This window comes from Pseudomonas sp. MM213 (assembly GCF_020423045.1).
Classification (GTDB): Bacteria; Pseudomonadota; Gammaproteobacteria; order Pseudomonadales; family Pseudomonadaceae; genus Aquipseudomonas; species Aquipseudomonas migulae.
The window spans coordinates 923,209-936,692 of record NZ_CP081943.1 but is presented as its reverse complement, the minus strand read 5'-3'; the positions used below and the strand labels follow the sequence as shown (position 1 = coordinate 936,692).

The following is a 13,484-nucleotide window of genomic DNA, read 5'->3' as shown; positions in this document are numbered from 1 at the left end:
CTCGGACGCGTACTCGAAAACCGAACTGAACCGCATCGTAGCCTCATCATGATTGACTGGAATTCACTGTCGATTTTCCGGTGGAGCCCCCGGCCAACCCGCCTTATGCTCAGCCCATGAACCTACAAAACGCTGTGCTTCCGCCCCATGCCGAGATGGTCCGCGCCATGCTCGAACGCGATACCGCCTACGAGGGGGTGTTTTTTACTGCAGTCAAAACCACCGGGATCTTTTGCCGCCCCAGTTGCACGGCGCGCAAGCCGAAACCGGAGAATGTCGAATTCTTCGCCCATGCGGATGAGTGCCTGTCCGCCGGTTATCGAGCCTGCCTGCGATGCAAACCGCTGGACGCTGCCGCCATTGCCCCGGACTGGGTGCAAAGGCTGCTCAAGTCGGTGGACGCCGACCCCGAGCGGCGTTGGACCGATGTGCAACTGCTGGCCGAGGGCATTGAGCCGCTGAAACTGCGCCGCTGGTTCAAACAGCATTTCGGCATGACTTTTCATGCATGGTTGCGTACCCGGCGCCTCGGCATGGCACTGGGCGGGATCAGACAAGGCGATTCCATTGACAGCGCGGCGTTCGATTCGGGGTACGAATCGCTGAGTGGATTTCGCGATGCGTTTCAAAAATCCTTCCACATCACGCCGGGCCGCGCGGCCCACAGCGAACCACTGTTGTTCACGCGCCTGACCACCCCGCTGGGGCCGATGATCGCCATGGCCGAACGGCGTGGGCTGGTGCTGCTGGAGTTTCTGGATCGGCCGGCGCTGACCCGCGAAGTCGAGGCGTTGCAGAACCGTTATGGCTACGCGGTGGCGCCCGGTCACAACGCCCACCTTCAGCAAATCGAAGACGAGCTGGCGCACTATTTCGCCGGCAAACTGACCGAATTCAAGGTGCCCCTGCACTTGCCCGGTAGCGAATTCTCGCGGCAAGTGTGGGCCGAACTGGCGAAAATCCCTTACGGCCAGACCAGCACCTACGGCACCATCGCCGCGCGGCTGGGCAAGCCCGGCGCAAGTCGCGCCGTGGGCCTGGCCAACGGGCACAACCGCCTTTCGATTGTCTTGCCCTGCCACCGGGTGATCGGTGCAGATGGCTCGCTGACGGGCTATGGTGGAGGACAACCGCGCAAGGCGTTTCTGCTCAGGCTGGAAAAAGCGGCGGTGCAGATCACCCATCAACTCGCGTTCTGATCACTCGGTGTTTTCATAAGGAAGGAAATCGATGGATACGCTCGACCACTCATTCCACAGGCTGCATCAGGACGGCCTGCTGATTCTCACCAACGTTGCCGATGCCGCCGGGGCCCGCATCGTTGAACAACTGGGCTGCAAAGCCGTGGCCACCAGCAGCGCGGCCGTCGCCTGGGCGCATGGTTACGCAGACGGCAACACCCTGCCGCTCGAACGCCTGGTATCGAGCGTCGAGGCCATTGCCCGCGTGATTTCGCTGCCGTTGACCGTGGACATCGAAGCCGGCTATTCCGATGACGTGGCGCGGGTCGCCGAAGTGGTTGAGGCGGTGCTCGCCGCTGGCGCTGTCGGGATCAACATCGAGGACGGTGCTTCGCCGCCCGAGCTGCTGGCGCGCAAGATCGCCATCGCCCGCCAGGTTGCGGAGCGCCGTCAGGTGAAGTTGTTCATCAACGCCCGCACCGACGTGTACCTCAAGGCCTTGGTGCCGGCCGAAGACCGCGTCGCGGAAACACTCAAACGCGCCGCGCTGTATCAAGCGGCCGGGGCGGACGGACTGTTCGCGGCAGGTGTTTCGGCGGAGTACGAGATTGCCGCGCTGTGCCGTGGCACCACGCTGCCGGTGAACGTACTCGCGTTGCCGGGGTTACCCGCCCCTGAAACGTTAAAAGCGCTGGGTGTACGGCGTTTGAGCGCGGGCTCCGCAATCGCCGAGTTCCTGTACGGCGCCATGGCCGGCCTGGCCAAGGGGTTTCTGGAGACCGGCAAACTCGACAGCAGCCAGCTCAAGGCCTTCACGTACGGGGAAGTCAACGCCCTGCTGAAATCCGTCGGAAACACTTGATCCTCATGCCCGATCCCTATCAGCCCGCGACCCGTTTTCTGGCGTCCATTGACGACGATTGGGCGCGCCATATCGCGACCATCGGCCCTTGCCTGCATCAGCCTCATGCGGCTCGCGACCCGTATGAGTCGCTGGTGCGGGCAATTGCCTATCAGCAACTGCACGCCAGGGCCGGTGATGCGATTGTCGGACGGCTGCTGGCGTTGTTTCCTTCGGCCTCGTTTCCGCGGCCCGAACAGATTCTGGCGAGCGGTTTTGATCAATTGCGCAGTTGCGGCTTTTCCGCCGGCAAAATCGCGACCATTCAGGGCATCGCTCAAGCAGCGCTTGACGGCGTGGTGCCGGACTATGCAACGGCGCTGACCATGGACGATGAGGCGTTGATCGAGCAGTTGATTACCCTGCGCGGCGTTGGGCGCTGGACCGTGGAGATGCTGCTGATCTACAGCCTGGAGCGGCCGGACATCCTGCCGGCGGATGACTTTGGGGTGCGTGAGGGCTATCGGCGGTTGAAGGGCCTGGAGGTGCAGCCGACGCGCAAGCAGATGGTCGAGATCGGCTTGGGGTGGAGTCCTTATCGAACGGTAGCGTCCTGGTATTTGTGGCGGGTGCCAGCCAAATAGTCCGCATTATCGTTCTTTGCCGCCAAGCCGGCCTCGCTCCTACAGGGATTTTGTGAACGCTGGAGATCCCCTGTGGGGGCGAGCCTGCTCGCGACGGCGCCAGCCCATTCAACACATCACTCAAATCCAGTCACAACCCCGACTTCAACCGACTGAACGCCCGAATCAACGCCCGGTTGAACGCCTTGCCATTGTCATTCTTGCTATACAACGAAGCCCGCACCTGCGCCGACGGGTACGTCCCCGGATCATTACGAATCGCCGGGGCGATCAAGTCATCCGCCGCCGTGATCGCATTGGCGTAGTGAATGGTGTCGGTGATTGGCGCAATCACTTGCGGCGTCATCAGGTAATCCATCAACGCCAGCCCGGCCTCGGGATGCGGCGCGTCCTTGGGAATGACCATGGCGTCGAACCAGATCAACGTGCCCTCCTTCGGTATCCGGTAGGTCAACGTGAACGGTTTTTTCGCGGCTTCTGCCTGGCCCGCCGCAATGGCCACGTTGCCGTTCCACGACATCGCCACGCAGGTATTGCCATTGGCCAGGTCGCTGATGTTCAGGTCATTGTCGAAGTAACGGATGTACGGCCGGATCTTCGCCAGTTGCTGCTCGGCCAGCTTCAGGTCATCGAGGTTCTGGCGGTTGATGTCCAGCCCCATGTACTTCATCACCGCGGCGAACACCTCGTTGGGATCGTTGAGCAAACTCACACCGCAATCGGCAAATTTCGAGACCACCGCCGGATCGAACAGCATCGCCCAACTGTCCGTTGGCGCCTCCGGCAGGCGCTTTTTGACGGCCTCTTCCTGATAACCCACACCGGTCGTGCCCCAGGCATAAATCCCGGCGTAACGATTGCCCGGATCGAACACCGCCATGTGCTGGCGGAACTCTTCACCGACGCCGGCAAAGTGCGGCAACCGTTGCAGGTTCAAGGTTTGAATGGCACCGCTCTGGATCGCCCTGGACAAATGCTGCCCCGCCGTCAGCACCAGGTCATAACCACTGCGACCGGTGAGCAGTTTGGTCTCGACGGTTTCCAGGGAATCGAAATGATCGGCGATCACATGGATGCCGGTCTTTTTCTCGAAATTGGTCAGGGTATCCGGGGCCAGGTATTCGCCCCAGATGTACAGGTTCACCACCGGTCTGGCGCTGTCGGCGGCCTGCACACACAAGGGTGCAAGCACCAGCAATAACGCTTGAGTCAGTTTGTGCAGGCCCATGATTACACTCCTTTACCAGCGTATTGAGGCATGGTGATGCACGCGACGTTACCGCCGCCGAGCAGGATTTCCCGGGAGTTTTCGATGCCGACGATCTTGTGCTGCGGGAACAGCTCAGCCAGTGTCGCCAGTGCCACCTGATCGTTACGATCACCAAACAACGGCACCACGATCGAGGTGTTGCCGGCGTAGTAGTTGATATACGACGCGCAGATTCTGGTGCCGGCCTGACGGGTGTGGGTGCTGTCTTGCTGGTCCAGACCTTCGGCTTCTTCTGCAGTCCATTCCAGCACGTCGGGTTGTGGCAGTTTGTGTACGATCAACTCGCGGCCACGGCTGTCACGGGTGCTGCGCAGGACGTCGTAGGCTTCCTGATAGATTTCCCATTGCGGGTCATCGCGGTTGTCGGTCCATTGCAGCACCACTTCACCGGGACGCACGAAGCACGCGAGATCGTCGACGTGACCGTCGGTTTCGTCGAACTTGCAACCGCGCGGCAGCCAGATGACTTGCTCGGCGCCGAGGTAGTCCGTCAGCCGCCGGGTGACTTCTTCCTTGCCCAGGTGCTGATTGCGATTGCGGTTGAGCAGGCATTGTTCGGTGGTGAGGATGCTGCCCTGGCCGTCGCTCTGGATGCCGCCGAGTTCGGCGATCAGCGGTGCGCGGTAACGGTCGAAACGTTCGATTTCGAGGATCTTGCTGGCGATCTGGTCGTCCTTGTCCCACGGGTAGTACAAGCCGCCATCGAGGCCGCCGTACGCGTTGAACTCGAAGTCGACGCCGCGTACTTCGCCGCTGGCGTCATTCACCACAAAGCATGGACCGCTGTCCCGGAACCAGGTGTCGTTGCAGGTCATTTCCACCACGCGCACTTGCGGCGGCAACTGCCGGCGCGCCGTGGCGAATTGCGCGGCGGAGGCACACACGGTGACCGGTTCACTTTGAGAGATGGCGGTGACGATCTGCACCCAGACTTTCTGCGCCGGCTTGGCCCCGTTGCGCCAGACATCGGTGCGCTCCGGCCAGCCGAGCCAGCAACCGGCCTTGGTTTCGAATTCGCCGGGCAGGCGGAAGCCGTCTTGTTTTGGGGTGGTGTCGAGCGAACGTGCCATGGTCAAACCTCGTTGACGGGGATTGGAATGACCACAGGCTAAGGTCGTCGGCGCCCTCCTCGCCAACGATGATTATTGCGGAATACTTGAATTCAACTCATCAATCGATCAGCTGATCGTTGAACCATTCGAGCATCTGCGCCACAGCCGGACGCTCCAGGCGCACTCGTTCACACACCAGCGCGTATTGGCCCAGCGCAGTCATGCTTGAGGTAAACGGCCGGACCAGTCGACCGCTGAGCAAGTCTTCCTGCGCCGTGAGGTTATCGCCCATGGCCACGCCCTGTCCTTGGGCCGCGGCTTCCAGCGCCAGGCCGGCATGGGCGAAATACAACTGTCGTTCGGGGCGTAGATCGCCGGCATGACTGGTGAGCCAGGCGGTCCAGGTCTTGCCGTCCTGATCGTCGTGCAGCAGGCAGTGGCGCGCCAGGTCCTTCGGGGTTTTCAGGGCGCCCTGGTTGAACAGGCCGGGGCTGCACACCGGGAAAAACTGCAATGCCGGCAACGGTCGAACGAAGTACGCGCTGCTGTCCACCGGGCCGGTGCCGTAGGTGATGGCCAGGTCGATGTCTTCCCCCGGCGCGGTGGCGTCGATGGGCTGTTCGTAGAGGTGCAAGGTGATATGCGGATAGCGCGCGTAGAAATCCGTGAGGCGACGCATCAACCACTTTTGCGCCAGCTCGGCCGTCACCGCCAGGCGCAACACCGCCAGCGACGACGGATCGCGCAGTTCATCGCAGGCTTCACCAATCAGTTCGAAGGCTTGCTGCAGGCTTTGCATCAGGCGCCCGGCGGCCATGGTCGGACGGATTTGCCGGCCTTCGCGGATGAACAGCGACACGCCCAGTTGTTCTTCGAGCTGGCGGATCTGATGGCTGACGGCGCTGTCGGTGACGCACAGCTCTGCGGCGGCCCGGCCGAAGTGGGCGTGGCGAGCGGCGCATTCGAAGGTTTTGAGGGCTGCAAGGGAAGGTAGTCGTCGCATGAGTCGGTTCCCGATTCGAGGTGCTCATGCTGACCGGGTGAACGGTGGGCGTCCAGAGGGACCGCGTTATCGTTCATCGCTAGCAGGCTAGCTCCCACATTGGATCTCCAGTGTTCAGGAGACCACTGTGGGAGCTAGCCTGCTAGCGATAAGGCCTGAATATTCACCACCAAGCCACCCGCCCATCACCCTTCTTTATCCACCATGACATCCCCCAAAACCCGGCGCATGTTGATACCTCAACCGGAGGGATTCGCCATGCTTGATGCTCTCAAAAAGATTAATTCAACGTCCGCCTTCAACCGTTGGGCCGGTTTTGAGGTCACTCGCACCGAGCCGGGCGAGGTGGAACTGACCCTGGCTTTTCGCGAGGCGGACATGGCGCAATACGCAGGCTTTCTGCATGCCGGCCTGATTGGCGCGCTGCTCGATACCGCCTGTGGGTTTGCGGCCGGAACGGTCGCTGGCAATGTCCTGGCATCGCATTTTTCGGTGAATTGCCTTGCACCCGCCATCGGTGAAGTGTTCATTGCGCGCGGCCAGGTGGTGAAGTCCGGCAAGAAGCAGGTGTTTGCCCGTGCCGAGCTGTTCGCACAAACAGGGGATCAGTTGAAGCTGGTGGCAACCGGCGATGCGATCCTGGTGCCGATCCAGCAATGAACCACCGGTTTTCGGGGCGGTCAGGGAAGTAACAGCCAATCATTTGGAGGTTCTGCCATGCGACTCGAAGGCTCCTGCCACTGCGGCGCCGTGTCGTTCAGTCTGACCAGCGCCCACCCCTACCCTTACCAACGTTGCTATTGCTCGATCTGTCGCAAGACCCAGGGCGGTGGCGGTTACTCGGTCAACATCGCGGGTGATGCCGCCAGCCTCAAGGTGCGCGGTCGCAAATCCATCGCGATCTATCACGCACGACTCAAGGACGAAGATGCCAAACGCGCACACCGCAGCACGGCAGAGCGGCACTTCTGCTCGGTGTGTGGCTCGGGCTTGTGGCTGTTCAGCCCTGAATGGCCGGAACTGATTCACCCGTTCGCCTCGGCCATTGATACGGCGTTGCCGGTGCCACCCGAGTACACGCACGTGATGCTCAATTCGAAAGCGCCGTGGGTGGAGGTTGCGGCGCATGCCGGTGATCGGCAGTGCGAGATCTGGCCCGAGGAGTCCATCGCACAGTGGCACGAGCGACTGGGTCTGGCTCACTAATCAAAACTTCGATTTTTTTCACACGGCAGTTCCCCTTTGCGTTTTTCGTTCGGTTAACCCTCAGAAGCCTTTCACTTACCGATCGATTCGATACAAAGGGATCTCCATGTCGCACCCAATTGCTGCGCGTTTTCGTTTTGCCCTGTGCCCCTTGGCGCTGGCCCTTCCGGCCGCTCTGCTGAGCCTTGCCTCCACCGCCCATGCCGCCGAAACGGCCACCGGCAAAACGGCAGCCAAGGACGATGGCGTGCTGCAACTGGGTGCGACGAACATCAATGGTGTCGCCTTGGGCGCGACCACCGAGGACACCCATTCCTACACCACCGGCTCAACGTCTTCGGCCACCGGCCTGCCGTTGTCGCTGCGTGAAACACCGCAATCGGTCACGGTGATCACCCGCCAGCAAATGGACGATCGCGGTGTGCAAAGCATCAGCGATGCGTTGCGTAACACCCCCGGTGTTTCGACGCAGAAATACGACAGCGACCGTACCGAGTTTTCCGCCCGCGGCTTTGCCATCACCAACTTCCAGTACGACGGGGTCAACCAGCCGTACGACGGTGTTTATGGGGAAAACCCGAACAACAGCGACGACTCCGCCAGCCTCGACCGCATCGAGGTCGTCAAAGGCGCGACCGGCCTGATGACCGGCGCTGGCGACCCGTCCGCCACCGTCAACCTGATCCGCAAGAAGCCGACCAAAGAGTTCAAGGCCTCGATCAGCGGCACCGTCGGTTCCTGGGACAATTACCGCACCACTGGCGATATTTCCGGTTCGCTGACTGACTCGGGCAACGTGCGCGGGCGCTTTGTCGGCGTGTACCAGGACAAGGATTCCTACATTGACCACTACAGCCAGAAGAAAGACCTGTACTACGGCATCCTCGAAGCCGACCTGACCGACGATACCCTGCTGACATTCGGCATCGACAAGTCCAGCGCCACACCTCGCGGCAGTTCCTGGACCGGCAACCCGACGTATTTCTCCGACGGCGGCCGTACCGACTTCTCCCGCAGCTTCAACCCGGCGGCCGACTGGAGCCGCCGCGATTTCGACGAAATCACCTACTTTGCCTCGCTGGAACAAGCGCTGGCCAACGACTGGAAATTCAAGGCCAGCCTCAGCGAGAAAACCACCGATCACGACACCCAACTGGCCTCGGCCAGCTACGGCAATCCGGACCGCGCTACCGGCGATGGCATGTCCTTCTTCTGGGGTCGTTTCGAAGGACATCGCGTGCAGGACACGGCCGACGTGAACGTCTCCGGCCCCTTCACGCTGGGCGGTCGCGAGCATGAACTGGTGGCCGGCGTCATGACGTCCCACTCCCGCCAGACCGGTTCCACCTACGACATCAGCGCCTTCGAAAGTATCCCGGGGAGCATCTACGATTGGGAAGGTCATGTGGCGAAACAGGAGTTCCCGGTCAACGGCAAGTACGAACGCACCCAGAGCCAGAACGGTGCGTACCTCGCCACTCGCCTGCGCCCGACCGATGATCTGTCGGTCATCCTCGGCAGCCGCCTGAGCACCTTCAAGTACAACGAAGACTACCGCTACAACGTGGGTTCACCGCTGGACGACACCCACGCGAGCTACAAGGAACACGGCGTCGTCACGCCTTACGCCGGCGTGGTCTATGACCTGAACGACGTGTACTCGGTATACGCCAGCTACACCTCGATCTATCAGCCACAGACCTACAAGGATGCCAGTGGCGTGACCCTGGCACCGGTTGAGGGCGACAGCTATGAAACCGGCCTGAAAGCCGCTTACTTCGATGGCCGGCTGAATGCCAGCCTGGCGTTGTTCCGCATCGAGCAGGACGGCGTCGCCGAGCAAACCGGTACCAACGCGATCACCAACGAAGGCATCTTCAAAGCCGTCGACGGCACCACCACCAAAGGCGTGGAACTGGAACTGGCCGGCGAGCTGACCGAGGGCTGGAACCTGACGGCCGGTTACACGTACGCACGCACCCGTGATAAAGACGAACAGCGGATCTTTGGTTACCCGCTGTCCACCACAAAGCCTGAGCACGTGGTACGGACGTTTACCACCTATCGCCTGCCTGGCGCCCTGGACAAAGTGACCGTCGGCGGCGGCATCAGTTGGCAGAGTGCCTCCTACGGCAAAATCTACAGCGCTCCCGCTGGCGACTACACCCGGATCAAACAGGGCGGCTACACCCTCGTGGACCTGATGACCCGTTACCAGTACAACGAGCACCTGAGCTTCACCGCCAACGCCAACAACATCTTCGACAAGAAGTACCTGACCGGCCTGGGCAACTTCGACACCACGTTCTACGGCGAGCCGCGCAACCTGATGCTGACCACCAAGTGGGACTTCTAAGCTGATTCTGTGGCGAGGGATTTACGCCCTCGCCACAGGCGACTCACCGCTCGCCAACCCCGTTCACAGTCTTTGACAGTTTTGCGACAAAGCTGCCAAAGATTGCCGGGCGGCACCCGCCTAGCATGGGCGCATCCACTATCACCCAGGGTGCTCCCATGTTTCGTTCGCTGTATTTGCCGTTGACCTCTTTTTGCCTGCTCCTCCCCTCCACCTCCTTGTATGCCGAAGACTGGCACTACAGCCTGCGCGCCGGCGCTGCCAGTGCGCCGCGTTACAGCGGCAGTGATGAACGCGTAGTCGCGCCGTTGCTGGGCGGCGAAATCGTCAGCCCTTATGGTTTCTTTCTCGACACGCAAAAGGGTCTTGGCTGGGCGTTTGACGAAGAGGACTTCGGCCTCAGCGTCTACGTCGGCGCAAGTGATGTGCGCAAGGACCGTAAAAGCGGTTTCAAGGGCTCGGATGAGCTCAACGGTATGGGCTCGATCAAGTCGCGTCCCTTGCTGGGGCTGGACGGAACCTATCACATGGGGCCGATCATTCTCGGCGCCAGTTATGAACATGCGCTTGAAGAAGACGAGGACGAACACGACACCGGCTCAGCCTGGAACCGATTGAAACTGAGCATCAGCGCGCCGTTTTATGAAGGTGACTACGGCAAGGTCGTCGGCAGCCTGAACAGTCAGTTCGGCGACAGCAATTACATGCGCACCTGGTATGGCGTGAGCAGCGCTCAGGCGTCGCGCAGCAAGTTCAAGGCGTATGACACCAAAGGTGGCCTGGTGAGTCGGGGGGCGGATCTGACCTGGTCGCTGCCGATCAACGATGAATGGAGTTTTACCACGGTGCTGGCGGTGCAGTACCTGGGTGGTAAAGCGGCGGACAGTCCGATTGTCGAGCGTCGGATGCAGACTTCGGTGGCTGGGCAGGTCGTTTACAGCTTTTGATTTGAGGGTGTTGCTGAAGGCCCCTTCGCGGGCAAGCCTCGCTCCTACGGGTTATGCGTCGATCATAAAAACACCGATAACCTGTAGGAGCGAGCGGTGCGGCGATCCGACTTGCCCGCGAAGGGGTCGTCGGCAACACACAACTAATCCTGATGCACCCAGGTCATGCGAAACGACGCCCCGCCCCACGGCGAATCCGCCACTTGCACTTGCCCGCCATGGGACTGCGACACCCGCCGCACCAAGGCCAGGCCCAGGCCGAAGCCACCTGTGCGGCGATCCCGACTGGCGTCCAGGCGCGAGAACGGTTCGAAGATTTTCTCCCGCCCGTCCACCGGCACGCCCGGCCCGTCGTCGTTGACCTGGACTTCGTAATGATCACCGGTGCGCACCAACGACACCTCCACTCGCTCTTCGGCATAGCGAATGGCATTGCGCAGCAGGTTGATCACCGCGCGCGCCATGAAGCGTGGCTCGATGCGCACCTCATCGACCCGGCACTCGACAATCAACAGTTGCACCCCGGCCGCCTCGGCCTCCAGCGCCACGCTGCCGACCACGCTGTCGAGCCAACTGTTGGCCTGAATATTCTCCCGGGTAATGACCGTGGCACCGCGCTCAAGGCTGGCGTAGGTCAGCAGCTCCGAGACCATTTCTTCCAGTTCGCCGAGGTCGGCGTACATGTCGGCAATCAGTTCGCGACGCTGGCTCGGATCGGATTGTTGCTTGAGCTGATCGAGTTCGAACGACAGCCGGGCAATCGGCGTGCGCAATTCATGGGATACCGCGTTGGTCAGCTCACGCTGATTGGCGATCAGGCCTTCGATGCGCGCAGCCATCAGGTTGAAATGCTCGGACAAGTCGCGAATGTTCGAACGCTTGGACAGCTGGATCCGCGCCGACAGGTTGTTGTCGCCAAAGCGTTCGGCAGCGAGGCGCAGTTTCTCCAGATCTCGCCAGTGTGGGCGCACCCAGAATAACAACACGAAACCGATCATCACCGCGATCATCAAATAGGCCGCGGCAATGTAGAACGGCATCAGACTCGGCTCGGCCGGCAGCTTGATGCTGAGCAACTGCGAACCGTCGTCAATGCGCGAGATGAACTGCGTGTACTTGTCACGCAGCACCAGCAGGCCTTGGGCCAACTCGGCTTTTTCCTGATCGGTCAGGGCCAGTTGATCCGTTTCGACCAGGCTCAGGCCCAAACCGTAGTGAGGGCGCACGGTTTCCAATTGGCGTTCCCGTGCCGGACCGTCCAGGCCGCGCAACTGCTCCACCAGCGACCAGGCCTGACCTCGCACCGCCTCGCGGTTGTAGCTCTGCATTTGACCGGCGAGCAGCGCATCGAACGTGCGCTCGACGGTTTGCAACCCCAGTACCAGGCCAACCGTCATCATCACAAACAGACCGAGAAATAACCGCAGCATTTACAGCTCCCACGCGAACGGATTGAACAGGTAACCCTTGCCCCAGATGGTCTTGATGCACACCGGTTCACGCGGGTTGTCCTTGAGCTTGCCGCGCAACTTGCTGATGTAGACGTCGACGCTGCGGTTGAGACCGTCGAAGGCGATCCCGCGCATGCGGTTGAGGATGTCGTCGCGGGACAAAATCTTGCCCGCCGCGCTGGCCAGCAACCACAGCAATTCGAATTCCATGGTGGTCAGCTCGATGCCCTCACCCGCCAGGCGTACTTCGCGACAGCTGCGGTCGATGCTCAGATGGCCGAATTCCAGCGAGCTGCAGACTGTGCTGTCCGGCGTTTGCCGGCGTTGCAACGCACGCAGACGGGCTAGCAATACCGGCGGCTTGATCGGCTTGATCACGTAGTCGTCGGCGCCGGATTCCAGGCCGAGGATGTGATCGAGGTCGTCTTCCTTGGCGGTGAGGATGACGATCGGCGTATCGGACACGCTGCGAATTTCGCGACACACGTGCAGGCCACTCTGACCCGGCAGCATCAGGTCGAGTACAACGATTTTCGGTTTGAAGTCGAGGAACGCGGCCAACGCGAGGTCGCCGCGATGCACCTGTAACACTTCAAAGCCATGTTGGGACAGGAAGTGCGCGATCAGCCCGGCAAGCCTTTCGTCGTCTTCCACCAGCAGAACTTTGCCAAAACCCAGGTTATCCATAACGAACGCGTGCCAACTCTTGTGTGAAGTGGACGGCATTATGGCGTCAATCAGCGTCGGGGCGGCGATTGCAGGCAGCAAAAACCGGCCTCTGGGGCCGGTTTTCAGTGATCTTTCATACTCTTAAGAGTTTTTAACAATTGCGCTGCAAAAGATCGCAACTAACTGTAGGAGCACGGCTTGCCGGCGAAGGCGATCTCAAGGACGCCTTCGCCGGCAAGCCGTGCTCCTACGGGTTATGCGGCGGCTGGAACACCGCTGTGGAAGCGGAACTCCACGTCCGGCGATTCGATCAGTTCCTGCTCGGCAGCGCGGACCCGCTCGATCACCTGAGCGATGTCCTTGGCGTCACCGTACTGGTACGCCAGTTTCAGGTAACCCTGGAAGTGCCGCGCCTCGCTTTTCAGCAGACCGAAGTAGAACTTGCCGAGTTCCTCGTCCAGGTGCGGCACCAGCGCCTCGAACCGCTCGCAGCTGCGGGCTTCGATAAACGCACCGACTACCAGGGTATCGACCAGCTTGACCGGTTCATGGCTGCGCACTACTTTGCGCAAGCCAGAGGCGTACCGCCCGGCGGACAGCTGGCGCAGCTCGATCTTGCGCTTCTTCATCAGGCGCATGACTTGTTCGTGGTGCACCAGTTCTTCCCGGGCGAGCCGCGACATCAGGTTGATCAGATCGACGTGGGAGTGATACTTGGCGATCAGGCTCAATGCCGTGCTGGCCGCCTTGAATTCGCAGTTCTTGTGGTCGATCAGCAAGGTTTCCTGATCGGCCAGTGCAGCCTGGACCCAGCCGTCCGGGGTGCGGCAACCGAGGAACTCGTGAATTTCGGGAAGGATCATG

At 61.0% G+C, this 13,484-nt stretch carries 13 protein-coding genes; 7 read left to right on the top strand and 6 right to left on the bottom strand.

The features are described 5' to 3' along the window. Positions 1-116 precede the first annotated feature (116 nt). Genes K5R88_RS04345 through K5R88_RS04335 form a run of 3 tightly spaced genes read left to right on the top strand, consistent with a single transcriptional unit; the run spans position 117 to position 2,666 of the window. Positions 117-1,199, top strand: a complete 1,083-nt coding sequence (locus K5R88_RS04345; protein WP_223450444.1) for a bifunctional transcriptional activator/DNA repair enzyme AdaA — start codon at positions 117-119, stop codon at positions 1,197-1,199. A 31-nt stretch (positions 1,200-1,230) separates the two neighbouring features. Beyond that, positions 1,231-2,043 (top strand): isocitrate lyase/PEP mutase family protein, encoded by an 813-nt coding sequence (locus K5R88_RS04340; protein WP_223450445.1) that lies wholly within the window; start codon positions 1,231-1,233, stop codon positions 2,041-2,043. Positions 2,044-2,048: 5 nt separating this feature from the next. Beyond that, complete coding sequence (locus tag K5R88_RS04335; protein ID WP_226299275.1) at positions 2,049-2,666, top strand: DNA-3-methyladenine glycosylase family protein; 618 nt, start codon at positions 2,049-2,051, stop codon at positions 2,664-2,666. Positions 2,667-2,796: 130 nt separating this feature from the next. Here K5R88_RS04335 and K5R88_RS04330 read toward each other — a convergent pair whose 3' ends face one another. From K5R88_RS04330 to K5R88_RS04320, 3 genes are all read right to left on the bottom strand, one after another. Continuing rightward, positions 2,797-3,894 carry an extracellular solute-binding protein gene (locus tag K5R88_RS04330; RefSeq protein WP_008038211.1) on the bottom strand — a complete coding sequence of 366 codons (1,098 nt, stop codon included), beginning with the start codon at positions 3,892-3,894 and terminating at the stop codon, positions 2,797-2,799. Positions 3,895-3,896: 2 nt separating this feature from the next. Next, a complete protein-coding gene (gene aguA / locus K5R88_RS04325; protein ID WP_223414484.1) occupies positions 3,897-5,006 on the bottom strand; it encodes an agmatine deiminase in 1,110 nt (369 codons plus the stop codon). Between the two features lie 100 nt (positions 5,007-5,106). Further along, a complete protein-coding gene (locus tag K5R88_RS04320) occupies positions 5,107-5,991 on the bottom strand; it encodes a LysR substrate-binding domain-containing protein (RefSeq protein ID WP_008038204.1) in 885 nt (294 codons plus the stop codon). A 258-nt stretch (positions 5,992-6,249) separates the two neighbouring features. Here K5R88_RS04320 and K5R88_RS04315 point away from each other — a divergent pair, with 258 nt between their 5' ends. The 4 genes from K5R88_RS04315 (at position 6,250) to K5R88_RS04300 (ending at position 10,500) form a co-directional block, all read left to right on the top strand. Continuing rightward, positions 6,250-6,651: a PaaI family thioesterase gene (locus K5R88_RS04315; protein ID WP_226299274.1), complete on the top strand. Its 402-nt coding sequence runs from the start codon at positions 6,250-6,252 to the stop codon at positions 6,649-6,651. A 57-nt stretch (positions 6,652-6,708) separates the two neighbouring features. Beyond that, a complete protein-coding gene (locus K5R88_RS04310; RefSeq protein WP_223450447.1) occupies positions 6,709-7,197 on the top strand; it encodes a GFA family protein in 489 nt (162 codons plus the stop codon). Positions 7,198-7,303: 106 nt separating this feature from the next. Further along, positions 7,304-9,553: a TonB-dependent siderophore receptor gene (locus tag K5R88_RS04305; protein ID WP_226299273.1), complete on the top strand. Its 2,250-nt coding sequence runs from the start codon at positions 7,304-7,306 to the stop codon at positions 9,551-9,553. A 158-nt stretch (positions 9,554-9,711) separates the two neighbouring features. Continuing rightward, complete coding sequence (locus K5R88_RS04300) at positions 9,712-10,500, top strand: MipA/OmpV family protein (RefSeq protein ID WP_223414480.1); 789 nt, start codon at positions 9,712-9,714, stop codon at positions 10,498-10,500. Between the two features lie 143 nt (positions 10,501-10,643). Here the strand turns inward: K5R88_RS04300 and K5R88_RS04295 are convergent, their stop codons facing one another. The 3 genes from K5R88_RS04295 to K5R88_RS04285 all read right to left on the bottom strand — a co-directional run bounded on the left by K5R88_RS04295 (position 10,644) and on the right by K5R88_RS04285 (position 13,483). Beyond that, positions 10,644-11,930: an ATP-binding protein gene (locus tag K5R88_RS04295; protein ID WP_223414479.1), complete on the bottom strand. Its 1,287-nt coding sequence runs from the start codon at positions 11,928-11,930 to the stop codon at positions 10,644-10,646. Beyond that, entirely contained in the window at positions 11,931-12,638 is a 708-nt protein-coding gene (locus tag K5R88_RS04290; RefSeq protein WP_032828732.1) for a winged helix-turn-helix domain-containing protein, read from the bottom strand. It lies immediately after the preceding gene. 236 nt (positions 12,639-12,874) lie between these two features. Then, a complete protein-coding gene (locus K5R88_RS04285) occupies positions 12,875-13,483 on the bottom strand; it encodes a tRNA-(ms[2]io[6]A)-hydroxylase (RefSeq protein ID WP_008028695.1) in 609 nt (202 codons plus the stop codon). Between the last annotated feature and the right edge of the window lies 1 nt (position 13,484).